Raw genomic sequence first — 25736 nt, forward strand, 5'->3', positions numbered from 1 at the left:
CGCTATTGTGTCGCGCCGACGCGCGCTTGTCATGGCGGGGCGTCTTATATGCGTTTTTGCATATCAATATGAAAATTCATCGCTTCCGGTTTTGAAGCGCGGTCACTAGAATCCGGGGCTTCCTTTACCCGTTTGCCTCGTCGAGATTCGCCATGCGCCTACGCCACACCCTGGCCGCCTTTGCCACCCTTATCGGATTCGCCGCCGCCACGCCGGCCCTGGCGCAGGACGCCGAACTGAAGGTCGGCGTGACCGTCGGCCCGCACGCCCAGATCGGCGAAGTGGTGCAGCAGGTGGCCGCCAGGCAGGGCCTGAAGGTCAAGCTGGTGGAGTTCAGCGATTTCATCCAGCCCAACGCCGCGCTGGACGCCAAGGAGCTGGACCTGAACATCTACCAGCACAAGCCATTCCTGGAATCGCAGAACAAGGCGCGCGGCTACAAGCTGGTGCCGGTGGCCACCGCGGTGGTGCAGCAGATGGGCATCTATTCCAAGCGCGTGAAGTCGCTGGACGACCTGAAGCCGGGCGCCAAGGTGGCGATTCCCAATGACCCGACCAACGGCGCCCGCGCGCTGCTGGTGCTGCAGGCCGCCAAGCTGATCAAGCTGAAAGACGGCGTGACGGTGACGGCGTCGCTGTTCGATGTGGTCGAGAACCCCAAGAACCTGAAGTTCGTCGAGATCGAAGCGGCACAGCTGCCGCACTCGCTGGCGGACGTGGATGCCGCCGCCGTGAATTCGGCCTATGCGATTCCGGCCGGCCTGTCGCCCGCCAAGGACGCGTTGGCGCTGGAAAGCAAGGATGCGCCGTTCGCCGCCGTGGTGATCGCCGCCCGTGAAGACAACAAGAACGACCCGCGCATCGCACGCTTCATCAAGGCTTACCAGTCCGATGAAGTGAAGGCGTTCGTGGCCAAGCAGTTCCCGGGCGCCTACAGCACGTCCTGGTAAGCCCGCTGCCGATGTCGACGCTGACGATCTACCCACAGCACGATCCCGCCGCCGGCCGCCGCATCGATGATGCCGGCGAGATCCGGCGCGAGCTGGCCGCCATCGGCGTGACGTTCGAACGCTGGCAGGCGCGGGTGCCGCTCGCGGCGGGCGCGCCGCAGGCCGAGGTGCTGGCGGCGTATCGTCCCGAGATCGACCGGCTGGTGGCCGAGCGCGGCTACCGCAGCGTCGATGTGGTGAGTCTGGATCCGTCGCATCCCGATCGCGAGGCGCTGCGCCGCAAGTTCCTGGCCGAGCACACGCATGCCGACGACGAGGTGCGCTTCTTCGTGGCGGGCAGCGGTTTGTTCACCTTGCATGCGGCAGGCCGCGTGTATGCGGTGCTGTGCGAGAAAGACGACCTGATTTCAGTGCCGGCGGGTTTGCCGCACTGGTTCGACATGGGATCGGCGCCGGCCTTTACCTGTATCCGGCTGTTCAACGATCCGGCCGGGTGGGTGGCGCAGTTCACCGGCGACGCGATCGCCGCCCGCTTTCCCGCGCTGCCGTAGCGCAGGCAGCACGGCAGCGGCCGCAGGTTGCGGGCCACCCCCGTCAGCCCGGCCGTGGGGCCCGAGGCCCTACGCGTACTTGCCCGTCAGCCCCCCATCCACCAGCAATTCCGTGCCGGTGATGTAGGACGCTTCGTCCGACATCAGGAACGCCACCGCGTTCGCCACTTCCCAAGGCGTGCCCATGCGGCCCATCGGCACCTGCCGGTCGCGCGCGGCGCGGGCGGCTTGCAGGTCGTCGGCATCGAACATGCGCGCCACGTTCCTGGCCACCCGCGGGGTATCGATCAAGCCCGGAATCACCGTGTTCACGCGGATGCCGTCGGCGGCGTACTGCTGCGCTGCCATGCGCGCGAAATGGATCACGGCGGCCTTGCTGACGCTGTAGGCCAGGTGCGGGTAGCCGGTGTAGCGGATGCCGGCCACGGACGAAACCGTCACGACGGACCCGCCGCCTTGTTGCCGCATCAACGGCGCCAGCAGGCGCATGGCGATGAGCAGGCTGGTGACGTTGACCTGCTGGATGCGGTTCCAGTCCTGCAGCGAGATGTCTTCGGGACCGCCCACCTGGCCGATGCCGGCATTGGCCTGCAAGGCGTCGATGCGGCCGTAGCGGCGCACCGCCGCATCCACCGCGGCCTGCATGGCGTCCGGGTCGGCCACGTCGGCCTGCACGGGCAGGGCGCTGCCGCCGGCCTGCTCGACCTCGTGCGCCGCGTCTTCAGCGGCGGCCAGGCTGGCGTCCAGCGCGACGATGGCGGCGCCCTGGCGCGCCAGCGTCACGCAGCTGGCCTTGCCGATGCTCCAGCCGGCAGCCGACGCGCCGGCGCCCGCCACCAGCACGATCTTGTCGGTCAGGCGGGCGCCGGGCAGGGGCGTCACGACGCATCTCCGCTGTTCTGGTGTGATTTGCCTTTGCCGACGTACGGGATGGCGTGGTCGATGGTTTCCCAGATGTAGCGGCCGGACGGGCTTTGCTGTTCTTCGGCCACGTGGGACACCAGCCCGGCCGCGCGCGAGATGACGGCAAAGCCGCGCATCAGGGCCGTGGGCACGCCGATTTCGCTCAGCAGTGCGGCGACCGCGCCGGTGGCGTTGATGGTGATGTGCTTGCCGTAGGCCTCGTCCACGGCCGCCGCCAATTGGCGCAGGGCCTTGAGCGAATCGCCGGGCAGGTCGGGTTCGGCTTCGGCCAGCGCCAGCAGCTTGATCGAGCGCGGGTCGTCGGGTTTGTGCAGGTGGTGGCCGAAGCCGGGCAACGCCTGCCGGCTCTGCCGGAATTCACGCGCAATCGCCTGGGCCTCGGCCGGGCCGTCGGCGGCCTGGCGGATGCGGTCCAGCAGGCGCGAGCAGTTTTCCATGGTGCCGACGAACTGGCTGCCCACCGCCATCAGGCCGGACGCTACGGCGCCTTGCAGGTTTTCGGGGGCGCTCATGTAGATCAGCCGCGTGGCGATGGCGCTGGGCGTCATGCCGTGTTCCATCAGGGTGACCAGCACCGCGTCGACGATGCGCATGTCCACCGGCCGCGCTTCGCGCCCCAGGATCTGCATGATCATCACTTCGGTGAAGCTCTTCTTGCCGATCAGGTCTTCGACCAGGTCGACGTCGCGGTACGACATGCCGGTCAGGTGATGGGCGCACAGGCGGGTTTCGGGCGTGTTCATGGGGTCTCCTTCAGGGCCGCGTCGCGCACGGCGTTTTTCAGCACCTTGCCGACGGGCGAACGCGGCAGGCTGTCGTGGATATGGAACTGCTTGGGCGTGGCCACCGGGCCGAGCAGGCCGCGCACGTGGGCCTTGAGCGCGTCGGCATCGGCCGTCGCGCCGGGGTGGAATTGCACGGCGGCGTGGACGGCTTCGCCCCATTTGTCGTCGGGCAGGCCGAAGACCGAGCATTCGTACACCGCCGGGTGCGCCGACAGGGCATTCTCGACGTCCACCGGGTACACGTTGAAGCCGCCGGTGATGATGACGTCGCGCAGCCGGTCTTTCAGGAACAGGTAGCCGCGGGGGTCGATCAGGCCGGTGTCGCCGGTGTGCAGCCAGCCGTCGATGACGGTCTCGGCGGTTTTCTCGGGCAGGCGCCAGTAGCCGGACATGACCAGGTCGCCGCGTACCACCACTTCGCCGATCTCGCCGCGGGGCAACAGCGCGCCGTCGGGCGCCATGATGGCCACGTCCGACAGCCAGGTGACGCGTCCGACCGAGGCGCGGTTCTCGGGAGCGTCCAGGTCGGCGGGGCGCAGCACGGTGACGATCTGCGGTGCTTCGGTCTGGCCATAGGTGGTGCCCAGCACGGGGCCGAAGAACGCGCGGGCGCGTTCGATCTTCTCGGGCGGCATGGGCGCGCCGCCATAGATCAGGTTGCGCAGCCGGGGAAAGTCGGCGCGCGAGACGCCCGGCTGCGCCATGATCATGTAGATCAGGGTGGGCGGCATGAAGCTCAACGTGCCGCCGCGTTCGCGAAAGGCGGCGGTGATGGCGGCGGGCGTGGCGGCATCCAGCAGCACGTGCGCGCCGCCGCTGGCCAGCACCGGCAACAGGTAGGTGCCCGTGCCGTGCGTGACGGGGGCGGCGACCACATAGCGGTCGTCGGGCGTCAGCCCCCAGCTGGTGATCTGGTTGATGATGCCGGCGTTCCAGGCGTGGTACGGCTGCATCACGCCCTTGGGCAGGCCGGTGGTGCCGCCGGTGAACTTGATGGCCTGGGTGGCCTCGCGCGGCAAGGCGTGGCGCAGCGGCTCGCGGCCGGCGGCGCCCGCCAGCAGGGCATCCACGGCCAGGCCGGCCGCGTCGGCCCCCAGGCTGATGCGCTGGCCCACGCCGGTGGGCACCAGCGCGTCGCCGGCCGCATCGACGATGACGATCGACGGCTCGGTAGCGTCCAGGATGCGCCCGATTTCGCGCGCGGTGCTGCGATAGTTCAGCGGCACCCAGATCTTGCCGCTGGCCAGCACCGCCAACAGCGCCAGGATATGGCGGCTGGAATTGCCGGCGCACAGGGCCACGCGGGTCTGCGGCGCCGGGTCCAGGTCTTGCAGGGCGGCCGCCAGCGCCCGCACGTCCGCGGCCAGCCGCGCATACGTCACCTGGCCTTCGGGCGCGTCCAGCGCCACGCGGTCCGGGTATTGCTCGGCGGCGCGGAAGAAGAAATCGATCGGGTACACCCTGTGCTCCTCAGTTGGCTTTGATGTCGGCGCTCTTGACCACGGCGCCCCATTTTTCGATTTCGCTGGCGATCATCCTGGCGAATGTCTCCTGCGTGTTGGGCGGTTGCGGCGCGTAGAAGCCGGATTGCTTGTAGGACGCCTGCAAGGCCGGATTGGCCAGCGCCTTGTTCATGGCCTGGTTCAGGCGGTCGACGACAGCCTGCGGCGTGCCTGCCGGCGCCATCAGGCCGAACCAGGATTCGACGTCGAAGCCGGGCAGGCCCGATTCGGCCAGCGTGGGCACGTCGGGTACGGCCGGCAGGCGCTCTGGCGAAGTGACGCCGATGGCGCGCAGCTTGCCGGCCTGCACGTGTGGCAGCGACGAGGGCAGGTTGTCGAACATGGAATCCACCTGGCCGCCCAGCAGGTCGGCCACGGCCGGGCCGCTGCCGCGATAGGGCACGTGCAGGATGTCGGTGCCGGTGCGCATCTTGAACAGCTCGCACGACAGGTGGATGGACGAGCCGCTGCCCGACGAGGCGCAGGTCAGCTTGCCGGGGTTCTTCTTGGCGTAGGCAATGTATTCCTGCACGCTCTTGATCGGCACCTTGGGGTTGACGACCAGGATGTTCGGAATGGTCGCCAACAGGCCGATGGGCTTGAAGTCCTTGACGAAATCGTAGTTGAGCTGGGTGTAGAGCGAGCGGTTGATGGTGTTGGCGATGGACCCGACATACAGCGTGTAACCGTCGGGCGCGGCGCGCGAGACGATTTCGGCGCCGATGTTGCTGTTGGCGCCCGTCTTGTTTTCCACCACGATGGTCTGGCCGAGTTCTTCGGTCAGCGCCTTGGCCACCAGCCGCGCCACGATGTCGGTGGCGCCGCCGGCGGCATAGCCGACCACCAGCGTGACGGGGCGTTCGGGGTAGGGCTTGGCGGCAGAGGCGGCGCCGCCCAGCGTCAGGGCGCCGGCCAGGGCCGCCGCGGCGGCGGTGCGCCGCCTGGTGAATATCTTCATGGTTGTCTCCGTCCTGTTTGTCTAATATTTGGACAGATCTTTGCCTGCCCGACTTCATATTGGGCTTTGATAGCCGCGTCATCAACGCAAGGTGTCCAGAAAATGAACAAGACGGAGACAGAGGGCGACGGGCCGAGGGTGCTGCGGCGCGGGCTGCGGGTGTTGGGCGTGCTGCGTCAGGCAGGTGCGGTGGGCATGCACGTGACGGACATCGCGCGGGCGGCGGGCATGCAGCGGTCTACGGTGTATCGCTACCTGGATGTGCTGGCCGAAGAGGGCTACGCGCTGCGCGAGGCCGACGCGCCGCGTTGGCGCATGGCGGAACTGGGCGTGTTGATGGCCGGCGATCCGCACGCCCAGGCCGTGCGCAGCCTGCGGCCGGTGCTGCGGCAGATCAGCGATGTCAGCGGCGATTCGGCCTTTCTGATCTGCCGGGCGGGGGGCGACTCACTCTGCCTGCACCGCGAGGTGGGCAACTATCCGGTACAGGTGCTGGCCGTGACGGTGGGCCATCGGCAGCCGCTGGGCGTGGGCGCGGCCGGGCTGGCGCTGCTGGGGGCGTTGCCGGCGAGTGAAGCCGACGAAGTCATTCTGCAGAACGAACAGGCCTTGCGCGCTTATGGCGGCATGACGGTGACGCAGATGCGGCGCCTGGCCGAAAACACCCGCGACCGCGGCTGGGCGGTGGTGGGCAATGCCGCGGTGCCGGGTGTGCTGGGCGTGGGGGTGGCGCTGTGCGATGCCAACGGCTATCCGCGGCTGGCGGTCAGCGTGTCCAGCCTGATCAGCCGCATGCAGGCGCCGCGCCAGCGCAGCATTGCCGACCTGATCCGCGCGCAGCTGGCGCAAGACGAGATCAAGCGCCAGCGCGGGACCCTGCCGGGGGAGCAGGCCTGATGGCCGTCGGGAACCTGGGGGCACGGGCGCCCCGGGCGTGCGACCCGGGTCGACGCGTGGGGATCAGACCTGGGCCGGCGCCGGGGCGCGGTAGGTCTTCTGGTAGTGCACCGTGAACGTCTTGAATGCATCCAGCGCCTTGCGCGGGTCGTGGCCCGGCTTGACCAGGAAGCTGTCGAAGCCGACGCGCGCCTGGTAGTGGATGGTGTCGATCATCACGTCGCCGACGGCGCGCAGTTCGCCCGTCCAGTGGTAGCGGGTGCGCAGCAATTGGGCCAGCGAGTAGCCGCGGCCATCGGTGTAGACGGGAAAGTCCACCGCGATGAAGGCGATGCCCGCAGGGTTGAGCGTGCCGTCGGCATCGAGCAGGTCGCGCAGGTCGGCGTCCGGTTCGAGCAGCACGGCCACGGGGTGCCGGTGGCGCCGCAGCGTGGCGTGCGAGGCCTTCCAGGTGGCCAGCGGCACGATCCAGCCGGGCTCGTCGCTGGGCACCTGGCCTTCGGCGGCCACTTCGGGTTCGGGCACGAAGGTACGCGCGGTGTCGGCCTGCAGCCGGCCATCGCGGATCAGGTGCGGGCCGGGCGCGTCATGGGCGTAGACCTCAGACATGAGCGGCCTCCTGTGCGGGCTTGGCAAACGCCGGGTCGGAATAGACGTCCTGCTTGAAGGGGTCGATGCCGACGCGGTCCACCACGTCGATGAAGCGTTCTTCTTCGCTGTCGCGCAGGCCCAGGTAGGTCTGGATCAGGCGGTCGACCACGCCGGGCACCTGGTCGCGGGCGAACGAGGGGCCGATGATGCGGCCGATGGCGGCGCCGCCGCCCTTGGTGGATTCAATGTCGGGCAACGGCTTGGCGGCGCCGTTCTGGCGTCCGCCGATGGTGACCTGATACCACTCTTCGCCGGCCTTATCGACGCCGAGGATGCCGATGTGGCCCACGTGGTGGTGGCCGCAAGAGTTGATGCAGCCGGAGATGTTCAGGTCCAGCTCGCCGATCTCGAACAGGTAGTCCAGGTTGTCGAACTGACGCTGGATGGCCTCGGCGACGGGGATCGACACGGCATTGGCCAGCGCGCAGAAATCCCCGCCCGGACAGGCGATGATGTTGGTCAGCAGGCCGACGTTGGCCGTGGCCAGGTTCAGCGCTTCCAGCTTGCCCCACAGTTCGTGCAGGCGCGAGCGGCGCACGTCGGCCAGGATCAGGTTCTGTTCATGCGACACGCGCAGTTCGCCGAAGCCGTACTCGTCGGCCAGGGCCGCCACCGCGTCCATCTGGTCGGCGGTGATGTCGCCCGGCGGCACGCCGGTGGCTTTCAGCGAGACGGTGACGGCGGCGTAGCCGGCGACCTTGTGGGGGTGCACGTTGGTGCGGACCCAGCGCGCGAAACGCGGGTCGGCCGCGGCCAGGGCGGCCGTGTTGTCGGGTTCGTCCGCGGCGCTGGCGTCGTACTGCGGCCAGACGAAGCGGGCGGCGATGGTGTCGACGAATTCCTGCGTGATGGTGTCCGGGCCGCCCTTGATGAGCTGCCACTGTTCATCCACCTGCTGGGCGTACACCTCGGGCGTCAGGTCCTTGACCAGGATCTTGATGCGCGCCTTGTACTTGTTGTCGCGGCGGCCGTGCAGGTTGTAGACCCGCAGCGCAGCCTGCATGTAGGTCAGGAGGTCCTGCCATTCGACGAAGGGGTTGATCAGCTTGCCGACGATGGGCGTGCGGCCCATGCCACCGCCCACCCAGACGCGAAAGCCCAGCTTGCCGTCGCGCTCGACGGCCTGCAGGCCGATGTCGTGCACGCCCACGGCGGCGCGGTCCTGCACGGCGCCGCTGACCGCGATCTTGAACTTGCGCGGCAGGAAGGCGAACTCGGGGTGCAGGGTGGACCACTGGCGGATGATCTCGCACCACACCAGCGGATCGATCAGCTCATCGGGCGCGACGCCAGCGAAATGGTCGGTGGTGGTGTTGCGGATGCAGTTGCCGCTGGTCTGGATGGCATGCATCTGCACCGTGGCCAGTTCGGCCAGGATGTCCGGCACGTCTTCCAGGCGGGGCCAGTTGAACTGGATGTTCTGGCGCGTGCTGAAGTGGCCGTAGCCGCGGTCCCATTTGCGCGCGATGTGCGCCAGGGTGCGCAGCTGGCGCGAGGCCAGGATGCCGTACGGAATCGCCACGCGCAGCATCGGCGCATGGCGCTGGATGTACAGGCCGTTCTGCAGGCGCAGGACGCGGAATTCATCTTCGGTGAGCTGGCCGTCGAGGAAGCGGCGCGTCTGGTCGGCGAACTGCGCCACGCGCTGCTCGACGAGCTGCTGGTCGACGGGGTCATACACGTACATGTCTACTGCCCTTGAAGTCTTCTCGGTCTGAGTCCCCAAGGCAAGGCCCGCCGCAGGCGGGCAATGGGGGGATTCATAACCGTAACAGGCAGCCTGAATGGTCGTCTAAGTCATTCTAGTAATAACGGTATGCCTGGCTGCGGGCCCCCGCGCCGCGCACGCCACGCGTGCTTGCTGCCCCGAAGGGGGGGGCCCGGCCTTCGGACTGCGGGGCGGCCGGACGGCGGTTCTAACGGAGGTTGTTGCCGCGCGCTTGCGGGGTGGCCTGGCGGCGGCGTTGGTGTGTACCGAATGCGAACAGGCTGGCCAGGGCCAGCAGCGCGGCGGCAGCCGCGCCGTAGAGCATGACGTCGCCGAAGCCTTGGGCCAGGGCGGCGTGGGCCGCTTGGGCCGGGATACCGGTGCCGCTGGCGAGGCTGCCGGCGGACAGGCTTTCGGCCAGCAGACGCAGCGCGGCGCCGTCGGGGGCGTCGGGCCACTGTTGACGCAGCGCGGACAGCACGCCTTGCACCAGCAGCAATCCCATCAGCGCGATGTTGATCGACAGGCTGATCATGCGCACGCTGATGTCGATGCCCGACGCCATGCCCGCGCGTTCGCCAGGCACCGCGCCCGTGGTGGTATTGGTGACGGGGGTATTGATCAGCCCCAATCCCGTGCCGGCCAGCAGGCAGCCGGGCAGCATCGTCAGCCAACTGGCCTGGGCGGTACCGCTGCCGTACTTCATTAGCAGGAAACCCAGGCCGATGGCGAACAGGCCGGCGGGAATGACCGTGTCGGGGCGGTAGCGCAGCGCCAGCTTTTCGCCCAGTGGCGGCGCCACCAGGGTCGGCAGGGTGTAGGCCAGCAAGGACAGGCCGGTGCCCAGGCTGCTGTACCCCAGGCCGTTCTGGAAATACAGCGGCAGGTAGATCATGAACGGCCAGAAGCTGAAGTTCATGCCGGCCGACGCCAGCAGCGCGCCCGAGAAGCGGCGGATCCGGAACACCGAGAAATCGAACATCGGGTCAGCGCTACGGTGTTCGGCGATGACGAAGACGATCAAGCCGAGGATGGCCATGGCCAAGCTGGCGATCGCGCTGCCGCTGGTGAAGCCAGCGGCGGGTCCCTGGGTGATGAACCACGCCAGGCCGAACACCGCCAGCGACAGCGACGCGATGCCGGCCAGGTCCAGCTTGCGTTGCTGCGGATCGCGCGATTCGTCCACGCCGGGCACGACCAGGGCCAGGGCGATCAGCGCCAGCGGCCCGTGCGCCAGGAACACCCATTGCCAGCTGGACGCCGCCACGATGGCCGAGCCGATGACCGGGCCAAAGCCCAGGCCTGTGCCGAAGGCGATGCCCCAGGCGCCGAAGGCCTTGCCGCGCGCGGCGCCGTCCGGGAAACGGTGCGACAGCACCGCCACCTGGCAAATCAGCATGGCGCCGCCGGACATGCCCTGCAGGAAGCGGCCGGCGATCAGGACGCCTGTGTCCTCGGCCCAGCCGCAGATCAGCGAGGTGACGCCGAATATCGCCAGGCTGATGACGAACAAGCGCTTGCGGCCATAGCGGTCGGCCAGCGTGCCGGCGGCCATCAGCACCGTCGTGCAGGCGATGGTGTAGGCGTTCATGATCCATTGCAGGTCTTTGAAGCTGCTGTGCAGCGCCTGTTCCAGCGTGGGCAGAATCACCGGCACGCTGGAGATTTCCAGACCGAACATCAAGGCAGCCAGGCAGACGGCGGCCAGCGTAAATGCTTTTTTTCGCGCGGGGGAGAGCGGCATCGGGGGGCTCACGGCAAATCGGGACAGCCATTCTGCGAGCGCCTTGAAAATGATGGAAATGATTTAATTTTGTAGAATTCATCAATATTCATCATGAGTGAAAGCGATGGACTTCGATCCCGCCCTGTTGCGCGCCTATGTTGCGGTGAAAGAGGCTGGCGGTTTCACCCGCGCGGCCGAGCGGCTGCACCTGAGCCAGTCGGCCGTCAGCCACCAGATCCGGCGCCTGGAAGCGCAAGCCGGTACCGCCTTGCTGGTGCGCACCACGCGCAGCCTGGCGCTGACCGAGGATGGCGAGGATTTCCTGCGCTATGCCGAGCAGGTTCTGCGGGCGCAGGATGCCCTGGCGCGGCGTTTTCAGCGGTCGTCGGTGGCGGGGGCCGTGCGGTTCGGCGTGCCCGAGAATTTCATGGGCGAACGCCTGCCGCTGCTGCTGGCGCGCTTTGCCCGCGTGTTTCCCGCGGTGCGCCTGGACGTGTTTGTCGGCACCTATCTGGATCTGCGCGCGCAGGTCGAGGCCGACGCGCTGGACCTGGCTGTCGTCATGTCCTTACCGGGCGAGCCCGAGAGCGGGGCGATGTTGCGGCAGACGCGGTTCGTCTGGGCGGCCGCCCACGCCTTCGACTTTGACGGCGACGGGCCGCTGCCGCTGGCCTTCGCGCCTCCGCCGTGCGTGCACCGCGAGGTGGGCGTGGCCGCGCTGGAGCAGGCCGGGCTGGACTGGCGGGTGGCTTTCACGTCGCCCAGCCAAGAGGGTTTGCGGGCCGCGGTGCTGGCTGGTCTGGCGGTCACGGCGTTGCCGCAGGAAGACGTGCGGCCCGGCATGGACGTGATCGACGGCCGCTACGGCCTGCCGTCGTTGCCGGAGGCGGATTTCAGGCTGATCGCGCGCGCCGGCGATAACTCGCCCGCGGTGCATGCGTTCGGGCGCTTGTTGGTGGAGATGTCGGCGCTGGCGCTGGCGTAGCCGGATGGCGCGGCGATGGACGCTGCGGCGACGGGCGCTTGCGCAAGGTTTCCCGTGACGGGGCTACAGCGCCGCGTTGACGGCCCAGCGGGCGACGGCGATCAGGATGGCAACCAGGCACGCGGCCATCAGCAGCCCGGTGAGGATCAGGGGGGCGGGCTTGTTGTGGGCGATGTCGGCGTCGTAGCCGCGGCCGCGGCGCACGCCGAAAAAGCCCCACAGGACGGATTTGGCCGTGCGCAGGAAGCTGAGCATGAGGGTCTCCAGGCAAGGAAGGGGATGCTGCGACTGTAGGCGTTGCATCCTGGCGGCGACAGGGGCAGATCCGCGCGAAAAGACCGTATCAGATGCGGCGTATGGGCGGCGTTGTCTCAAAGCGCGGAAGACGACGGGGCGCCGATGCCGCGCACGATATGGTCCAGCAGTTCACGCGCCGCGGGCGAGATGTGCCGCCCGGCACGGCTGAGCACGTGCAGGCTGCCCTGGTTCAGGATCGGATTGGCCAGCGGCAGGCTGGCCAGGCGCTGCGCGGCCATGTCGGCGGTGACGGCAATCGGTGGGGTCAGGGCGTAGCCGATGCCGGTGGCGGCGAACTGCCACAGCGCCTTGAAGGACGACGTCGTCAGCACGTTGCGCAGGCGCACCTGTTCGCTGATCTCGGCGGCCTGGATGTGCTGGCGCACGCCGAAGCCTTCCTGCATGGACGCGCCGGGGTAGTCGACCAGGTCGGTCAACAGCAGCGGGCGTTGCAGCCGCGTCAGCGGGTGGTCCTGCCGCACGATGGCGCGGATGGGTTCGGGGCGCGAGTAGTGCGTGCGCAGCCGGGCGTCGTTGGGCGGCTGGAATACCAGGCCGATGTAGGCCTGGTCGTCGACGATGCGTTGCACGATTTCGGAGGTGCGGGCCACGTCGATGTCCAGCGTCACCTCCGGGTGGCTGCGCCAGTAGCCGGGCAGCACGCGGTCGAACATCAGTTCGACGAAGCCTTCGCCCAGCACCAGGTCGATGTGGCCGCGCTCGGCCTTGCGCAGGCTGTCGATTTCCGAGAAGAAGCTTTCCTGGATGTTCTGCTGGCGCTTCACGTAGCGCGCCAGGATGTGGCCGGCATCGGTCGGCACGACGCCGCGGCCGCGCCGTTCGAACAGCGCCATGCCGCAGTCGCGTTCCAGCGCGGCGATGGCGCGGCTGACGGCGGACGGATCCATGTTCAGCACTTCGGCGGCGCCGCGCACCGAACCCCGGCTCATGACCTGCATGAAGTAGTGAGTGCGGCGGGCGTCGAGTTTTTCGTCCATGGGGCGGCTCCGTGGCAGCAAGGCATCGGAAAATTTGCAACAATACCAAGGGTTTACCCTGAGTTATTGCGTGATCTTGCAAAAAATTCCCAGGAAAAGCCCGTCCGTTGCATTTTACGCAACGCAATAGCCCAGGTGGTGTCATGGTTGGCGTGCAGCCCCCCGGCGAAAATCGCCGCTGCCGCCCGCCGCGCCGTGGGCGGCCCTAAAACCTACTCACGTTCATCAGGGGAATTCGATGTCTCATGCCAGCGCCAGCCTGGCCGCGCCCACCATGTCGCTGTCCAGCCGCGTCCGCATGCTCGCCGCCATCTTGCTGGTGGTGATCGTGTCCGAAGCGATCGGCAGCGTCACCTTCGCGGTGGGCCCGGGCAAGATCGTTCTGCAGCCCATGCTCTGGGCCATTTTCATCGGCGCGATCGTGGCCGCCTTCGGCCAACGCCTGCCCGCGGGCGCCGGCATCGACACCGCCATGCAGACCCGCATCAGCGGCTACCTGCAATACGCGCTGCTGCCCTTCCTGGCCAAGCTGGGCCTGATGGTGGGCGGCTCGCTGCCGCAGGTGCGCGAAGCCGGCTGGGCGCTGGTGTTCCAGGAATTCGGCCACTTCTTCGGCACCATGGCCATCGGCCTGCCGCTGGCCCTGCTGCTGGGCATCAAGCGCGAAGCCATCGGCGCCACGTTCTCGGTGGGCCGCGAGCCCAGCCTGGCGATCATCGGCGAGCGCTACGGCATGAATTCGCCGGAAGGCCGTGGCGTGATGGCCGAGTACATCACCGGCACCGTGATCGGCGCACTGTTCGTGGCGCTGATGGCCGGCTTCATCACCAGCCTGAACATCTTCGATCCGCGTTCGCTCGCCATGGGCGCCGGCGTGGGCTCGGGCAGCATGATGGCCGCGGGCGTGGGCGCGATCGCCTCGCAGCAGACGCCGGAAGTGGCGCACCAGGTGGCCGCGCTGGCCGCCGCCGCCAACCTGCTGACCACCGTGGTGGGCGTGTACTTCACGCTGTTCATTTCGTTGCCGACGACCATCTTCCTGTACGGCAAGCTGGAACCCGTGCTGGGCCGTTTCTCGCGCGCCAAGGCTGAACCTGCCGCCGCCGCCGCCGCGGCCGATGGCGAAGTGCCCTCGCACTCGGTGAAGATGGGCTTTGGCGATCGCCTGACCGCCTACGCCGTCTGCGGGCTGTTCGCGCTGGTGGGTAACCGCCTGGGCTACAACGTGCCGTTCCTGGACGCGTTGCCCGGCATGGCCATCATCATCCTGCTGGTCGTGATTGCCGACCTGCTGCTGCGCGTGGTGCCCAAGCTGCCGGCCGTGGCCGTGCTGTCGCTGATCGCGATGACCGTGGGCTGCCCGGGCGTGCTGCCGTACTCGGACCAGATCATTGCCGCCGTCGGCAAGGTCAACTTCCTGCCGTTCACCACGGTGATCCTGGCGATGGCCGGCCTGTCGATCCTGAAAGACCTGCCTGCCTTCCGCAAGCTGGGCTGGAAGATCGTGGTGGTGTCGCTGGCCGCCAATGCTGGCACCTTCATGGGCGCCACCCTGATCGCCGAGTTCTTCCACTGATCGTGAAGGGCCGTCCGGCCGATGGCCTGGACGGCAGCGTCGGTGAGGTTCAGCGCCCGCCAACAGAAAGCCGCCTTTGCAGGGCGGCTTTTTTGCGTGCATCAGGTGCGGGCGCCGGGACGGTAGCGCGCGTTGTCGGTGACGTTTTCCGTGGGGCCGATGTTCTCGACCTTGGGAATATTCAGGCCGGCGGCCTTCATCGCGACGGTGGTCTGCAGGTCCTGGACCTGCGGGTTGCCCATCGCCACGCGATACGGCTGCAACGGCGTCAGGCCTGCGATGGTGCCCAGGTCGTTGGCGGTGTCGCCGCGCAGCGCGACGGGATCGGGGCGCGCCGAGAATTCGTCCACCGCGCGGCGCAGGCGGGCGTCGGCGTAAAGGTCGCGCAGTTGGTCGACATTGACGGCGGCGGGGGCGGCGGCCAGCGCTTGCGGCGCTTGCGTCGTGGCGGGTTGCGCAGCACGCACGTCGCGGTCGGCCTGGGCCGATTCCGTGGCCGTGCGGGCAATGCGCTGGGCTTGCCAGGCCGCCTGCGCCTGGGCGCTACGCTGGGCCTGGCGGGTGGCGGCGTTGCGCGCGGCCCATTCGGCTTCCCAGACCGGGCGGGTGTCGTCCAGCAAGGGAATGCGCGCGGCGTAGGGCGCGGCGACTCGGCTGATGGGGGAGACGGCGGTCACGTTCATGCGTGGCTCCCTGGGCGGGTGGGTCTATCGGTTGGGCTGGCAGGCCTCGCGAAAGTTCAATATAGACGTCGGCCCCGGCACCGTCATTTCCATCTGTAAGAAAAAAAAGCCCCTGGCAAGCGCCAGGGGCCAGCGGCGGGTTCAAGCGAACGCGCCGTACCAGGCAGCCGCCCTTCCTGAAGCCCGGCGGGTTCTTCAGGCGTCGCGGCTGCCCAAACCGTGTTCAGGCGTGCGGCAGCGTGGCCTGCATCGACGGACGTTGGTTGAACGTCTTGAACCAGGCCGCAACGGCGGGGTGGCCGGCGCGCCAGTCGAAGTCGGGATAGCGGAAATCCAGGTAGCCCAGGGCGCAGCCTACGGTGATGGTGCCGATGTCCAGGCGGCCTTCCAGGCTGGCGGCGGTCTTTTCCAGTTGCGCCAGGCCGTCGCGCACCTTGCCCAGTTGGCCTTCGTACCAGCCGTCCCAGCGCAAGGCCTCGGGGCGCAGCACGGTTTCGTAGCGGGCCAGCAGGGCCGCGCCGAGCATGCCGTCGCCCAGCGACTGTTCCGCCAGGGCGCGCCAGCGGGCGGTGCCGGTCGGGAACAGCGCGCCGCCACCCAGCTCGTTCAGGTATTCGCAGATGACGCGGCTGTCGAACAGCGCCTGGCCGTCATCGGTGAGCAGGGTAGGCACCTGGCCCAGCGGGTTGCTGGGGATGATGGTCTGGTCGCGGGCCACGGGGCCGGCGGCGCTGGGCAGCTTTTCGATGCGGTCGACCAGCTCCAGCTCGTGTGCGATGACCATGCATTTGCGCACAAAGGGCGAGGCGGGCGAGAAGTAGATCTTCATGTGGGGTCCTTGAAGGTTGGCGTAGCGTCAGTGTTGGCCGTGGGCCAGGTGTTGTCCAGCGACCCAGCCGAAAGTCAGCGCGGGGCCCAGCGTGATGCCGGGCGCGGGATAGGCGCCGCCCATGACCGAGTGCATATCATTGCCCACCACGTACAGGCCGGCTATCGGATGGCCGGCTTCGTCCACGGCCTGGGCATTGCGATTTGCCGCAATGCCGCACGCCGTGCCGATGTCGCCGGGGTAGACCTTGACGGCGTAGTAGGGACCGGCGCCCAGCGGCGCCAGGCAGGGATTGGGCGCGTGGTCGGGGTCGCCCAGGTAGCGGTTGTAGGCGGTGCCGCCCTTGCCGAAGTCGGGGTCGTGGCCTTCTTCGGCATGCTGGTTGTAGCGTTGCACCGTGGCGGTCAGTGCGTCGGCGGGCACGCCCAGCTTTTGCGCCAGGGCTTGCAGCGTGGGCGCTTGCAGCAGGTAGCCGGCGTCGATCAAATGCTGCCGCGGCCGGCCGCCGGGCAATGCCAGGCCCAGGCCCCAGGTGTCGATGAATCGTTGGTCGCACAGCAGGTAGGCGGGCACCGTGGGCTTGTCGGCGTGGCTGCGGTACATGGCTTCGACGAACGCGTGGTACGAGGTCGATTCGTTGACGAAGCGGCGGCCGGCGCCGTTGACGGCGATCAGGCCGGGCTTGGCGCGGTCCCATACCAGGTGCGGATAGTGCAGCGGCCCGCGGCCCGGTTGTTCCAGGATGGATACGGGCGCCCAGAATGCGGGGCTGGCATGGCCCTGGCCCAGCGCCGCACCCGCGCCTTCGGCCAGGCGGATGCCGTCGCCGGTATTGTCGCGCGGCGACATCGACCAGTCGCCGGTGGGATGCGGGTAGGCCTGCTGGCGGCGCGCCGAATCCCACGGAAAGCCGCCGGTTGCCAGCACCACGCCGCGGCGGGCGCGGATGTTCATCCGCCGGCCTTGGTGCTCGACCGTGGCGCCCAGCACCGCGCCGTCGTCGCCGCGCACCAGCCCCAGCGCGGGCGTATCGAGCCAGTACGGGATGTTGCGGGACAGCAGGGCATGGAACAGCTGCGCGGCCAGCGCGTTGCCCAGCAGCAGGCGGGTGCCGCGGTGATAGCCGCGCAGGCGGTCGGCGTAATAGCGCAGCACCAGCTTCATGGCGTGCCGCCACGACGCCAAGGCGCGCGTGGCGCGCAGCAGATGCCGCACGTCGGTGATGTTGACCATCATGCCGCCCAGCACCGTGAATTCCTTGAGCGGGTCGCGCAGCGTCTTGAAGTGGCGGCCAAGCTTGCGGCCGTCGAATTCCACCGGGTCCAGCGACCGGCCGCCCAACGCCGCGCCAGGCCGGTCGGGGTAGTAGTCGGGTGATGCGGTACGCGCGGCGACCTGCAGGAAGCCGCGCTCGACCAGGTCGTCCATCATGCGCGGCCCGGCTTCCAGGTAGGCGCGCTTCATGTCGTTGGACGCCGCGGCGCCGACGGTTTCCTGCAGATAGGTCCAGACCTTGTCGAAACTGTCGGGATGGCCGGCGGCGTCGGTCTGCGCGTTCAGCGGTATCCACAGCGCACCGCCGGAAATTGCGGTCGAACCGCCGATGTGGCCGGTCTTTTCCACCACCAGTACATCCAGGCCTTCGACGCTGGCGGTGAGCGCGGCGCTCATGCCGCCGGCGCCCGAGCCGACGATCAGTGCGTCGACTTCCTTGTCCCACTTGATGCTGTCCATGCCGCTTATGCTCCCGACCCGCCCAGCGATTTGCCGCCGTCCACGAAAATGACCTGGCCGGTGATGAAGTCCATGTGCGGCGCGGCCAGGAAGGACACGGCATTGGCGATGTCTTGCGGCTGGCCGGCGCGGCCCGTGGGCTGCAGGGCCAGTTGCGCGGCCAGGCGCTCGGCGCTCAGGTTGCGCAGCAGCGGCGTGTCGATCAGGCCAGGCGCGATGGCGTTGACCAGGATGCCGCGCGGCGCCAGTTCCATGGCCGAGGCCCGCGTATAGCCCACCAGCGCGGCTTTCGAGGCCACGTAGTGCGGGTGGTTCTTGGCACCCAGATAGGCGCGCGAGGCGATGTTGACGATCTTGCCGCCGGGGGCCATGTCGCGCGCGGCTTCCTGCGTGAGCGTGGCCACGGCCAGCAGGTTGACGTTGAACATGCGGCGGTAGTCGTCGCTGGTGACGTCAAAGAACTTGCGCTCGTCGAACAGGCCGGCGTTGTTGACCAATGCGGCCAGCGGCGCTAGTTCGCGCACCAGTTGGCGGGTGGCGTGCTCGTCGGTCAGGTCCACCACGCGGTAGTCGACGGCAAGGCCTTGCGCTTGCAAGGCGTCGGTTTCGCGGGCGGCCAGTTCGGCGTTGCGGTCGGCCATGACCACGCGAAAGCCGTCGCGTGCCAGGCGCTCCACGATGGCCAGGCCCATGCCGCTGGCGCCGCCCGTGACCAGCGCGGTGCCCGGTGTGTTGTCTGATTGCATATCGACTCCTATACGGCCAGGTAGCCGCCGTCCACGGGCAGCACCACGCCATTCACGTAGCTGGCCATGTCGGATGCCAGGAACAGCACGGGGCCGACGATTTCGTCGGCGCGCCCGGCCCGCGCCATCGGGGCGCGTTGCAGGTACCAATCGGTGCCGTGCGCTTGCGAGCGCTGGCCGGCCGTCATTTCCGTTTCCATCAGCCCGGGCGCCACGGCGTTCACGCGCACGCCGTGCGGCGCCAGGTCGCGCGCCAGCACTTCGGTGAACGAGCGCACGCCGCCCTTGGACACCACGTAGCCCGCCGTCGAGATGCCGCAGCCATACGCCACGATGGAGCACAGGTTGACGATGGCGCCGCGCGTGGCCTTGAGCTGTTCGACGAAGGCGTGGGTGACGTTGAACGTGCCTTGCAGGTTCACGCCCATGACGCGGTCCCAGATCTGCGGCGTCTGCGGGTCGTCGAACGGGGCGCGCGCCGAGATGCCGGCGTTGTTGACCAGCACGTCGATGTTGCCGTGGCGGCTGGCGGATTCGGCAGCGAAGGCGCGCACCGCTTCGGCGTCGGTCACGTCCAGCGCCACGTCGAACGCGCGGCCGCCTTCGGCCGCGATGGCCTGCGCGCTGGCGCGTGCCAATGCGGGGTCCAGGTCGGCCACGATTACCGTGGCACCTTGCTTGGCGAAGCCCTGGGCGATGGTGGCGCCCAGGCCGCGGCCGGCGCCGGTGACGAGGACTCGCTTGTCTTGCATCATGCTCATGGCAATTTCCTAGGCGCCCAGGTAGGCGCGTTGCACGGCTTCATCGCTGGCCAGGGCGCTGGATTCGCCTTCCAGCGCGATCTCGCCGTTTTCCAGGATGTAGGCGTAGCTGGACACCGACAGCGCCAGCTTCACGTTCTGTTCGACCAGCAGGATGGTGATGCCCTGTTCGCGATTCAGCCGCAGCACGATGTCGAAGATCTGCTCGACCACCAGCGGCGACAGGCCCATGGACGGTTCGTCCAGCAGGATCATGCGCGGGCGCGCCATCATGGCGCGGCCGGTGGCCAGCATCTGCTGCTCGCCGCCCGACAACGTGGCTGCCTTCTGCTCGAATCGTTCGCGCAGCCGTGGAAAGGTGTCGCAGACCATGTCCAGGTCCTGCTTGACCGCCTGGCGGTCGTGGCGCAGGTAGGCGCCCATCTCCAGGTTCTCGCGCACGCTCATGTCGCGGAAGATTTCGCGGCCTTCGGGTACCTGCACGATGCCGCGGCCGACGATGGCATCCGCCGGCTGGCGGTGGATGGCCTCGCCGTCGAAACGCACGCTGCCCGCGGTGGGCGACACCAGTCGCGAGATCACGTTGAGCGTGGTGGATTTGCCCGCGCCGTTGGCGCCCAGCAGCGCCACGATGGCGCCTTGCGGCACCTTCAACGACACGTCCTGCAAGGCGCGGATGTTGCCGTAGGCGGCGCTGACCGATTCGACTTCAAGCAGATACTCAGCCACCGGCGGCTCCCTTGCCCAGATAGGCTTCGATGACGCGGGGGTTGCTGCGCACCTCCGCGGGCGTGCCTTCGGCGATCTTCTCGCCGAACGACATGACGGTGATGCGATCCGAGATCGACATCACCAGCTGCATCACGTGCTCGACCAGCAGCACCGTGATGCCGTCGCGTTCGCACAGCTCGGTCAGGATGCGGTCCAGCGTTTCGATTTCGCGGTTGCGCAGGCCGGCTGCGGGTTCGTCCAGCAAGAGCAGCTTGGGCGAGATGGCCAGCGCCCGCGCCAGCTCCAGCATCTTCTGGCGGCCGAAGTCCAGGCTGCAGGCGGGGGTGTCCAGGAAGTCGGCCAGCCCGACGCGTTCAAGCAGGTGCTCGACGCGTTCGCGTGCTTCGGCGCGGGCGGGGCGCAGCAGACGCGAAGCCGTCGACGCGCCGTGCGCATAGGTGCCCAGCAAGGCGTTCTCGCGCACCGTCAGCGCGCTGAACAGCTCCAGGTTCTGGAAGGTTCGGGCCACGCCCAGCGCGGCCATTTCGTGCGGCTTCTTCGTCGTGATGTCGACGCCGTCGAACACGATACGGCCCTGGGTGGGGCGGTAGTAGCGCGAGACGCAATTGAAGGTGGTGGACTTGCCGGCGCCGTTGGGACCGATCAGCGCATGGATGCGACCGCGTTCCACCTGCATGGACAGGCCGTTGATGGCCGTCAGGCCGCCGAACTTCACCGTCAGGCCCTGGACGTCGAGATAAGGCTGGGCGCTCATGCGGCGCTCCTTTGCGTGGGTTTGGCGGCCGGGGCGGCGGCGCCCGTGCGCGTGGGCAGCGGGGCGGCCGGCGGGGGCGCGCGGCGGCGCGCGTCACGGCTGGCGAACAGGCCCTTGGGCGCGAACATCATGAAGCCCATCAGGATCACGCCGTAGATGATTTCCTGGAACGACAGCGCCTGGCGCAGCAGTTCCGAGATCAGGCCGAAGCCCAGTGCGCCGGCGATGGCGCCGCGCACCGAACCGATGCCGCCTACCACCACCATGGTGAGAATCAGGATGGTGGTCTGGAAGCCCAGGCTTTCGGGGTGGATGAACGAGGCAAAGGTGGTGTACATGCCGCCCGCGATGCCGGCGTACGCCGCCGACAGCGTGAAGGCGGTGCGCTTGATGGCGTTGACGTTCACGCCCATGGCCTGCGCCGCCACATCGCTTTCGCGTACGGCCCGGAAGGCCGACCCCAGCTGCGAGCGCGACAGTGCAATGGTGGCCCACAGCAGCAGCGCGGCTATTGCCACGACAAACGGATAGGCCTTGATGTCGGACACCAGCTCGTAGCCGAACAGCGTGGCGGGCGAAATCCGGAAGCCGTTCGAGCCGTTGGTGACCGACTGCCAGTTCAGGAACACCCACTGCATCGCCTCGCCAAAGGCAAAGGTGGACAGCGCCAGGTAGATGTCACGCATGCGCAGCGCCAGCGCGCCGATGATGTAGCCCAGCACGGCGGCCAGCAGGCCGCCCGCCACGATGGACACGAAGAAGGGCGGATGCCACAGGTTGTTGATGAGGCCCGCGGTATAGATGCCCACGCCATAGAACGCGGCGTGCGACAGCGCGAACTGTCCGGTTTCACCGATGACCAGGTGCAGGCCCAGGGCCAGCACCACGAACACCATCAATAGGTTGACGACGTAGATGACATAGCCGCTGGCCACGAACGGCAGGACGACGAGCGCCACGGCCATCAGCGCCAGCAGGGCGGGATCGAGCTTGGATTTCATACTTTCTTCACCTGCAGTTTGCCGCCCAGGAGGCCTTGCGGACGCAGCAGCAGCACCACCATGATGGCGACGAAGGGCGCCACCACGATGGCGTTGGTCGAAATGAACAGGCCCACCAGGTTCTCGGCCACGCCGATCACGAAGCCGCCGACCACCGCGCCGGGCAGGCTGGTGATGCCGCCGACGATGGCGGCCGCGTAGGCCAGGATGGCGATGTGGCCGATGTCGGGCGTGATCAGGATCTTGGGGGTGATGAGCAGGGCCGCCACGGCCGAGATCAGGCCGGACAGCGCCCACACCATCATGCGGATGCGCGTCAGGTTCACGCCCACCAGGCGCGCGGCCTTGGGGTTCATGCCGACGGCGCGCATGGCCTTGCCCACGCGGGTGTAGGTGAACATCACGTAGAGCAGCAGCATCACGCCGACCGCCACCGCGAAGATCACCAGGTCCAGCTGGGTCAGCACCGCGTCGCCGATGATGACGGCGTCGGTGGGCGCCAGCGGCGGCAGCGAGCGCGGCGTGTCGCCCAGCCCGGTCTGGCGCACCAGCCCTTTCAGGGCATAGGCCAGGCCCAGCGTGGCGATCACCATCTGCACACCGACGCCCTTGGAGGCGATGACGCGTTCCATCACCACGCGCTGGAACAGGCCGGACACGACCGCCACGACGGCCAGCGTCACGGGGATGACAACCAGGTAAGGCCAGCCCATGACCAGGGTCAGGAACAGGGCGATGTAGCCGCCGACCATGAAGATTTCGCCTTGCGCGAAATTGGGCACGTCGGTGGTCTTGAAGATGATGACGACGGCAACGGCCAGCAGCGCGTACACGCTGCCCGTCACCAGCCCTGACAGCACCCCTTGCTGCAGGAACAACCAGAAATCGGCAAAGCTCATGATGGTCTCCGGCGGTCCGCGCGGCGCTGCGCCGCGGCGCGGACCTGGCCTGTGGCCGTGGTAGCGGCAGGTTTACGGCTGGTACTTCCAGACGCTCTTGAAGGCGCCGGGCACCAGGGACATGTTGGTGCCGTCGAACTTGATGTAGATGGCCGATTCCTGCGCGGCGCGGTCGTTGGGGCCGAATTCGATCGGGCCGGCCATGACGCCGGAATCGAACTTCATGGTTTCCAGCGCGGCCAGCACCTTCTCGCGGGTGGGCTGCGGGCCGGCGGCCTTCAGCGCATTGACCACCGCCATGGCGGGCGGCAGGCCATAAGGCATGTAGGTCTGCGGATGGCCCGGCTTGGCGGCCAGGTCGGGGTAGGCCTGCTTGTACATGTCGTAGACCCAGGTCAGCTTGGGGCCGCCGGGCATATCGGCCAGCACGTCCTGGATGTAGACGTTCTTGAAGGCGTCTTTGTTGCCGACGTTCTCGACCAGTTGCTTGAGATCGGCGGTGCCGTTCACGGCCAGCACGATGGGTTTGTTCCAACCCAGTTCCTGCGCCTTCTTGATGATCAGCGCGGCGGGGCGGGCGTAGGTGGTCAGGAGCAGCACGTCGGGGTTGGCGGCGCGGATCTTGAGCATCGGCGCGGTGACGTCGGTGATGTTCGGGTTGACCGACTGCACCTGCAAGCCCAGGTTGTCCAGCTGCCTGGCCTGGGCCTGCGCGGCTTCCAGGTTCCAGCCGCCGTAGGCGTCGTCGTGGTTGATGTAGCCGATCTTTTTGGCCTTCAGGTGTTCGGCGGCAAACTGCACCATCGATCCGCCCACGGCGTGCTGCGAGATCGAGAACGCGCCATAGATGTACTTGGACGGCGGATACAGCGCGCCGTCGCCGGACGCGTTCAACATCACCAGCGGCATCTTTTCGCGTTCGACGTATTCGCGCGCGGCGACCACCGCGGCCGAGCACGAGCCGCCATTGAGCAGAAAGACCTTGTCCTGTTCGGTCAGCTTCTTGACCGCGGCGACCAGGTCGTTGGCGTTGCAGCGGTCGTCTTCGATCACCAGTTCGATCTGGCGGCCGTTGACGCCGCCTTCCTTGTTGACCTTGGCGTACCACATCTTGGCGGCGTTCAAGACGTCAAAGCCATAGGCCATGCCGCTGCCCGACAGGGGCGCGAACAGGCCGATCTTGATGGTCTTGTCGGTGATGCCCGGTTCCTGCTGGGCCTGGGCGGTGGCGCCGACGGCCACGGCGCAGAGCGCGGCGGCCGCGTAGCGGCGAAGGTGGATCATGGTGTGTCTCCCGTTTTATGTGTGCGCGCCTTTATGCATGGCGCGTTGCTGCGTAGGCGGCCTGGCCGCCGGATAGGGGTTACTGCATGCGGGTTACTGCATGCGATAGCCGCCGTTGACGTCGATGACGCTGCCGGTGATGTAGCCGGCTTCTTCCGAGGCCAGGAATCGCACGGCGGCGGCGACGTCGTCGACGGTGCCGATGCGGCCCAGCGGAATGGCTTGCGCGGCGGCGGCCAGGGCGCCGCTGCTGGTGACGGTGCTGCGCAGCATGTCGGTGTCGATCAGGCCGGGCGCGATGCCGTTGACGGTGACGCCCAGGTGCGCGGATTCACGCGCCATGGCCTTGGTCAGGCCCAGCACGGCGGATTTGGCGGCGATGTACGAGGCGCTGGAGCGGTAGCCGCCCAACTGCGCGGCGACCGAGGTGAAGGTAACGATGCGGCCATGCGCGAGCGGCGCGGCTTCGCGTCGGCGCAGATAGGCGCGGCCACACAGGAAGACGCCGCGCGCGTTGACGGCGAAGCTGCGTTCCCAGATGTCCAGGGTGGTGTCTTTGATGAGCGGGCGTTCGCCGTTGGCCTGGAACAGCAGCAGGCCGGCGGCGCTGACGAGGACGGCGATGGGGCCGTGGGCGTGCTCGATCTGGTCGAAGGCGGTTTCGACGGCGGTTTCGTCGCTGACGTCGAAGGCATGGGCGGCATGCGGGGCGCCCAGTTCGTCGGCGACGCGACGGGCGCGCTGGGCGTCGACGTCGGACACGATGACGCGGTAGCCGGCGCGTGCCAGTTCCTGGCAGATGGTGGCGCCGATGCCGCCGCCGCCGCCGGTGACGAGCGCAAGACGCGGGGCCGGGCCCGCGGCCGGCGTGGATACATTGGACATGCTGTCTCCTGTTGCACGGGTCGCCTCGCCTTGGGGAGTGCGCCCGCCTGTCTGAATTTTTTGCGATTATGTATACATGGAGGGTGGTCAGGTATAGGGGGTTTCCCTAGATTTCGGATGTGACTTCGGTGTCTCATAGGGGAGATCCCTAGCGGCGTAGTCCACATGACCGTCGTATGTATTCTTCATGTATACAATGAGGCTATGGATACGCTCTCTCAACACGTTACCGATACGCTGCGGGACTGGGTGCTGCATGGCAAGTTCAGCCCCGGGGCCCGTCTGGAGGAAATCCCGCTGGCCGAGAAGCTGGGGGTGTCGCGCACACCGGTGCGGGCGGCCCTGGCAACGCTGGGCAATGAGGGGTTGCTGGAACATCTGCCCAAGCGCGGCTACACGGTGCGGGCCTATGACATCGCCGAGATCGTGGCGGCCTACGAGGTGCGCGCGGCGCTGGAAGGGCTGGCCTGTCGGCAGGCGGCGCTACGCGGACTGTCGAACGATGCGGTGGCGGTGCTGAAGAATTGCCTGGATGAAGGGGATCGGATTCTGGGCAAGGGAGTGCTGCTGGCGGAGGACCATCTGCCTTATCAGCAGGTCAACATTACCTTGCACAACGGGATTCTGGAGGCGGCGGGCAATCCGTGGGTGAAGCGGTTTGCGACGCAGGCGCAGGCGATTCCTTATGCGTCGGATCGGATCATCCTGTGGGAGGACCATGGGATTATTTTGCGGTCGCATGATGATCATCACCGGATCGTGAACGCGATCATCGGGCGGGATGGGGCGCGGGCTGAGGATCTCATGCGGGAGCATGTCTACTACGCGGGGATTATTCTTAAGAATAATTATGAGAGGTTGGCGCAGGCTTATCGGGTTTAGGGGGGGTGTTTTTTTTGCGTCGGTTTGAGTTCTTAAGG

Annotated in this window: 26 protein-coding genes; 6 read left to right on the forward strand and 20 right to left on the reverse strand. The window is 67.7% G+C overall.

What is annotated here, in order from left to right; genetic code table 11:
• Positions 1-152 precede the first annotated feature (152 nt).
• Together AC6LJ2_RS11255 and AC6LJ2_RS11260 are read left to right on the forward strand one after the other, a co-directional pair.
• A complete protein-coding gene (locus AC6LJ2_RS11255) occupies positions 153-950 on the forward strand; it encodes a MetQ/NlpA family ABC transporter substrate-binding protein (RefSeq protein WP_263915181.1) in 798 nt (265 codons plus the stop codon).
• Positions 951-961: 11 nt separating this feature from the next.
• Positions 962-1501, forward strand: coding sequence for a 1,2-dihydroxy-3-keto-5-methylthiopentene dioxygenase (locus tag AC6LJ2_RS11260; protein ID WP_445657709.1), 540 nt, complete (start codon positions 962-964; stop codon positions 1499-1501).
• 69 nt (positions 1502-1570) lie between these two features.
• Here the strand turns inward: AC6LJ2_RS11260 and AC6LJ2_RS11265 are convergent, their stop codons facing one another.
• From AC6LJ2_RS11265 to AC6LJ2_RS11280, 4 genes are read right to left on the reverse strand one after another with little or no spacing between them, the layout of a single operon-like run.
• Positions 1571-2383 carry an SDR family NAD(P)-dependent oxidoreductase gene (locus AC6LJ2_RS11265; protein WP_263915183.1) on the reverse strand — a complete coding sequence of 271 codons (813 nt, stop codon included), beginning with the start codon at positions 2381-2383 and terminating at the stop codon, positions 1571-1573.
• Positions 2380-3168, reverse strand: coding sequence for a citryl-CoA lyase (locus AC6LJ2_RS11270; RefSeq protein WP_498151377.1), 789 nt, complete (start codon positions 3166-3168; stop codon positions 2380-2382). Before AC6LJ2_RS11270 ends, AC6LJ2_RS11265 begins: the two co-directional genes overlap by 4 nt.
• Entirely contained in the window at positions 3165-4670 is a 1506-nt protein-coding gene (locus tag AC6LJ2_RS11275; protein ID WP_498151378.1) for a class I adenylate-forming enzyme family protein, read from the reverse strand. The genes AC6LJ2_RS11270 and AC6LJ2_RS11275 overlap by 4 nt, the downstream gene beginning before the upstream one ends.
• Positions 4671-4680: 10 nt before the next feature.
• Complete coding sequence (locus AC6LJ2_RS11280; RefSeq protein ID WP_445657706.1) at positions 4681-5670, reverse strand: Bug family tripartite tricarboxylate transporter substrate binding protein; 990 nt, start codon at positions 5668-5670, stop codon at positions 4681-4683.
• A 102-nt stretch (positions 5671-5772) separates the two neighbouring features.
• Here AC6LJ2_RS11280 and AC6LJ2_RS11285 point away from each other — a divergent pair, with 102 nt between their 5' ends.
• Complete coding sequence (locus tag AC6LJ2_RS11285) at positions 5773-6567, forward strand: IclR family transcriptional regulator (RefSeq protein ID WP_498151379.1); 795 nt, start codon at positions 5773-5775, stop codon at positions 6565-6567.
• Between the two features lie 63 nt (positions 6568-6630).
• Here AC6LJ2_RS11285 and AC6LJ2_RS11290 read toward each other — a convergent pair whose 3' ends face one another.
• The 3 genes from AC6LJ2_RS11290 to AC6LJ2_RS11300 all read right to left on the reverse strand — a co-directional run bounded on the left by AC6LJ2_RS11290 (position 6631) and on the right by AC6LJ2_RS11300 (position 10670).
• Positions 6631-7176: a DUF934 domain-containing protein gene (locus AC6LJ2_RS11290; RefSeq protein WP_263915188.1), complete on the reverse strand. Its 546-nt coding sequence runs from the start codon at positions 7174-7176 to the stop codon at positions 6631-6633.
• Entirely contained in the window at positions 7169-8905 is a 1737-nt protein-coding gene (locus AC6LJ2_RS11295; RefSeq protein ID WP_263915189.1) for a ferredoxin-like domain-containing protein, read from the reverse strand. Before AC6LJ2_RS11295 ends, AC6LJ2_RS11290 begins: the two co-directional genes overlap by 8 nt.
• Positions 8906-9134: 229 nt before the next feature.
• Positions 9135-10670 (reverse strand): MFS transporter, encoded by a 1536-nt coding sequence (locus AC6LJ2_RS11300; RefSeq protein WP_498151380.1) that lies wholly within the window; start codon positions 10668-10670, stop codon positions 9135-9137.
• Positions 10671-10776: 106 nt separating this feature from the next.
• Between AC6LJ2_RS11300 and AC6LJ2_RS11305 the strand changes: the two genes are divergently transcribed.
• Positions 10777-11637: a LysR substrate-binding domain-containing protein gene (locus AC6LJ2_RS11305; RefSeq protein WP_498151381.1), complete on the forward strand. Its 861-nt coding sequence runs from the start codon at positions 10777-10779 to the stop codon at positions 11635-11637.
• 63 nt (positions 11638-11700) lie between these two features.
• Here AC6LJ2_RS11305 and AC6LJ2_RS11310 read toward each other — a convergent pair whose 3' ends face one another.
• Positions 11701-11892 (reverse strand): DUF2970 domain-containing protein, encoded by a 192-nt coding sequence (locus tag AC6LJ2_RS11310; RefSeq protein ID WP_263915192.1) that lies wholly within the window; start codon positions 11890-11892, stop codon positions 11701-11703.
• Between the two features lie 116 nt (positions 11893-12008).
• On the reverse strand, positions 12009-12932 hold the full coding sequence (locus AC6LJ2_RS11315; RefSeq protein WP_263915193.1) for a LysR family transcriptional regulator: 924 nt from the start codon (positions 12930-12932) through the stop codon (positions 12009-12011).
• Positions 12933-13170: 238 nt separating this feature from the next.
• On the opposite strand from AC6LJ2_RS11315, the gene AC6LJ2_RS11320 reads away from it, so the two are divergent.
• Entirely contained in the window at positions 13171-14508 is a 1338-nt protein-coding gene (locus AC6LJ2_RS11320; RefSeq protein ID WP_263915194.1) for a DUF3100 domain-containing protein, read from the forward strand.
• A gap of 101 nt (positions 14509-14609) precedes the next feature.
• Here the strand turns inward: AC6LJ2_RS11320 and AC6LJ2_RS11325 are convergent, their stop codons facing one another.
• The 11 genes from AC6LJ2_RS11325 to AC6LJ2_RS11375 all read right to left on the reverse strand — a co-directional run bounded on the left by AC6LJ2_RS11325 (position 14610) and on the right by AC6LJ2_RS11375 (position 24816).
• The gene (locus AC6LJ2_RS11325; protein ID WP_498151382.1) at positions 14610-15191 is read right to left on the reverse strand and encodes a hypothetical protein; all 582 of its coding nucleotides are present in this window, start codon (positions 15189-15191) and stop codon (positions 14610-14612) included.
• Between the two features lie 223 nt (positions 15192-15414).
• Positions 15415-16020 (reverse strand): glutathione S-transferase, encoded by a 606-nt coding sequence (locus AC6LJ2_RS11330; RefSeq protein ID WP_498151383.1) that lies wholly within the window; start codon positions 16018-16020, stop codon positions 15415-15417.
• A 27-nt stretch (positions 16021-16047) separates the two neighbouring features.
• Positions 16048-17754: an FAD-dependent oxidoreductase gene (locus tag AC6LJ2_RS11335; RefSeq protein ID WP_498151384.1), complete on the reverse strand. Its 1707-nt coding sequence runs from the start codon at positions 17752-17754 to the stop codon at positions 16048-16050.
• Between the two features lie 5 nt (positions 17755-17759).
• Complete coding sequence (locus tag AC6LJ2_RS11340; protein WP_263915198.1) at positions 17760-18500, reverse strand: SDR family oxidoreductase; 741 nt, start codon at positions 18498-18500, stop codon at positions 17760-17762.
• An 8-nt stretch (positions 18501-18508) separates the two neighbouring features.
• On the reverse strand, positions 18509-19261 hold the full coding sequence (locus tag AC6LJ2_RS11345; protein WP_445657697.1) for an SDR family NAD(P)-dependent oxidoreductase: 753 nt from the start codon (positions 19259-19261) through the stop codon (positions 18509-18511).
• A gap of 9 nt (positions 19262-19270) precedes the next feature.
• On the reverse strand, positions 19271-19990 hold the full coding sequence (locus AC6LJ2_RS11350) for an ABC transporter ATP-binding protein (protein ID WP_025138475.1): 720 nt from the start codon (positions 19988-19990) through the stop codon (positions 19271-19273).
• The gene (locus AC6LJ2_RS11355; RefSeq protein ID WP_025138476.1) at positions 19983-20747 is read right to left on the reverse strand and encodes an ABC transporter ATP-binding protein; all 765 of its coding nucleotides are present in this window, start codon (positions 20745-20747) and stop codon (positions 19983-19985) included. Before AC6LJ2_RS11355 ends, AC6LJ2_RS11350 begins: the two co-directional genes overlap by 8 nt.
• On the reverse strand, positions 20744-21748 hold the full coding sequence (locus tag AC6LJ2_RS11360) for a branched-chain amino acid ABC transporter permease (protein WP_498151385.1): 1005 nt from the start codon (positions 21746-21748) through the stop codon (positions 20744-20746). The genes AC6LJ2_RS11355 and AC6LJ2_RS11360 overlap by 4 nt, the downstream gene beginning before the upstream one ends.
• Positions 21745-22647, reverse strand: coding sequence for a branched-chain amino acid ABC transporter permease (locus AC6LJ2_RS11365; protein ID WP_445657695.1), 903 nt, complete (start codon positions 22645-22647; stop codon positions 21745-21747). Before AC6LJ2_RS11365 ends, AC6LJ2_RS11360 begins: the two co-directional genes overlap by 4 nt.
• Before the next feature lie 72 nt (positions 22648-22719).
• The gene (locus AC6LJ2_RS11370) at positions 22720-23931 is read right to left on the reverse strand and encodes an ABC transporter substrate-binding protein (protein ID WP_498151386.1); all 1212 of its coding nucleotides are present in this window, start codon (positions 23929-23931) and stop codon (positions 22720-22722) included.
• Positions 23932-24024: 93 nt separating this feature from the next.
• Positions 24025-24816 (reverse strand): SDR family NAD(P)-dependent oxidoreductase, encoded by a 792-nt coding sequence (locus AC6LJ2_RS11375; protein ID WP_445657694.1) that lies wholly within the window; start codon positions 24814-24816, stop codon positions 24025-24027.
• A gap of 204 nt (positions 24817-25020) precedes the next feature.
• Here AC6LJ2_RS11375 and AC6LJ2_RS11380 point away from each other — a divergent pair, with 204 nt between their 5' ends.
• Complete coding sequence (locus tag AC6LJ2_RS11380) at positions 25021-25698, forward strand: GntR family transcriptional regulator (RefSeq protein WP_025138481.1); 678 nt, start codon at positions 25021-25023, stop codon at positions 25696-25698.
• Positions 25699-25736: the final 38 nt, after the last annotated feature.

Source organism: Achromobacter sp. 1014246743 (genome assembly GCF_059760725.1).

What these genes read in the sequence shown, in the direction of transcription:
- AC6LJ2_RS11255 (WP_263915181.1), top strand. Translation starts at nt 153, where the DNA reads ATGCGCCTACGCCACACCCTGGCCGCCTTTGCCACCCTTATCGGATTC.
- AC6LJ2_RS11260 (WP_445657709.1), top strand. Translation starts at nt 962, where the DNA reads ATGTCGACGCTGACGATCTACCCACAGCACGATCCCGCCGCCGGCCGC.
- AC6LJ2_RS11270 (WP_498151377.1), bottom strand. Translation starts at nt 3,168, where the DNA reads ATGAACACGCCCGAAACCCGCCTGTGCGCCCATCACCTGACCGGCATG.
- AC6LJ2_RS11280 (WP_445657706.1), bottom strand. Translation starts at nt 5,670, where the DNA reads ATGAAGATATTCACCAGGCGGCGCACCGCCGCCGCGGCGGCCCTGGCC.
- AC6LJ2_RS11285 (WP_498151379.1), top strand. Translation starts at nt 5,773, where the DNA reads ATGAACAAGACGGAGACAGAGGGCGACGGGCCGAGGGTGCTGCGGCGC.
- AC6LJ2_RS11290 (WP_263915188.1), bottom strand. Translation starts at nt 7,176, where the DNA reads ATGTCTGAGGTCTACGCCCATGACGCGCCCGGCCCGCACCTGATCCGC.
- AC6LJ2_RS11295 (WP_263915189.1), bottom strand. Translation starts at nt 8,905, where the DNA reads ATGTACGTGTATGACCCCGTCGACCAGCAGCTCGTCGAGCAGCGCGTG.
- AC6LJ2_RS11300 (WP_498151380.1), bottom strand. Translation starts at nt 10,670, where the DNA reads ATGCCGCTCTCCCCCGCGCGAAAAAAAGCATTTACGCTGGCCGCCGTC.
- AC6LJ2_RS11305 (WP_498151381.1), top strand. Translation starts at nt 10,777, where the DNA reads ATGGACTTCGATCCCGCCCTGTTGCGCGCCTATGTTGCGGTGAAAGAG.
- AC6LJ2_RS11310 (WP_263915192.1), bottom strand. Translation starts at nt 11,892, where the DNA reads ATGCTCAGCTTCCTGCGCACGGCCAAATCCGTCCTGTGGGGCTTTTTC.
- AC6LJ2_RS11315 (WP_263915193.1), bottom strand. Translation starts at nt 12,932, where the DNA reads ATGGACGAAAAACTCGACGCCCGCCGCACTCACTACTTCATGCAGGTC.
- AC6LJ2_RS11320 (WP_263915194.1), top strand. Translation starts at nt 13,171, where the DNA reads ATGTCTCATGCCAGCGCCAGCCTGGCCGCGCCCACCATGTCGCTGTCC.
- AC6LJ2_RS11325 (WP_498151382.1), bottom strand. Translation starts at nt 15,191, where the DNA reads ATGAACGTGACCGCCGTCTCCCCCATCAGCCGAGTCGCCGCGCCCTAC.
- AC6LJ2_RS11330 (WP_498151383.1), bottom strand. Translation starts at nt 16,020, where the DNA reads ATGAAGATCTACTTCTCGCCCGCCTCGCCCTTTGTGCGCAAATGCATG.
- AC6LJ2_RS11335 (WP_498151384.1), bottom strand. Translation starts at nt 17,754, where the DNA reads ATGGACAGCATCAAGTGGGACAAGGAAGTCGACGCACTGATCGTCGGC.
- AC6LJ2_RS11340 (WP_263915198.1), bottom strand. Translation starts at nt 18,500, where the DNA reads ATGCAATCAGACAACACACCGGGCACCGCGCTGGTCACGGGCGGCGCC.
- AC6LJ2_RS11345 (WP_445657697.1), bottom strand. Translation starts at nt 19,261, where the DNA reads ATGAGCATGATGCAAGACAAGCGAGTCCTCGTCACCGGCGCCGGCCGC.
- AC6LJ2_RS11355 (WP_025138476.1), bottom strand. Translation starts at nt 20,747, where the DNA reads ATGAGCGCCCAGCCTTATCTCGACGTCCAGGGCCTGACGGTGAAGTTC.
- AC6LJ2_RS11360 (WP_498151385.1), bottom strand. Translation starts at nt 21,748, where the DNA reads ATGAAATCCAAGCTCGATCCCGCCCTGCTGGCGCTGATGGCCGTGGCG.
- AC6LJ2_RS11365 (WP_445657695.1), bottom strand. Translation starts at nt 22,647, where the DNA reads ATGAGCTTTGCCGATTTCTGGTTGTTCCTGCAGCAAGGGGTGCTGTCA.
- AC6LJ2_RS11370 (WP_498151386.1), bottom strand. Translation starts at nt 23,931, where the DNA reads ATGATCCACCTTCGCCGCTACGCGGCCGCCGCGCTCTGCGCCGTGGCC.
- AC6LJ2_RS11375 (WP_445657694.1), bottom strand. Translation starts at nt 24,816, where the DNA reads ATGTCCAATGTATCCACGCCGGCCGCGGGCCCGGCCCCGCGTCTTGCG.
- AC6LJ2_RS11380 (WP_025138481.1), top strand. Translation starts at nt 25,021, where the DNA reads ATGGATACGCTCTCTCAACACGTTACCGATACGCTGCGGGACTGGGTG.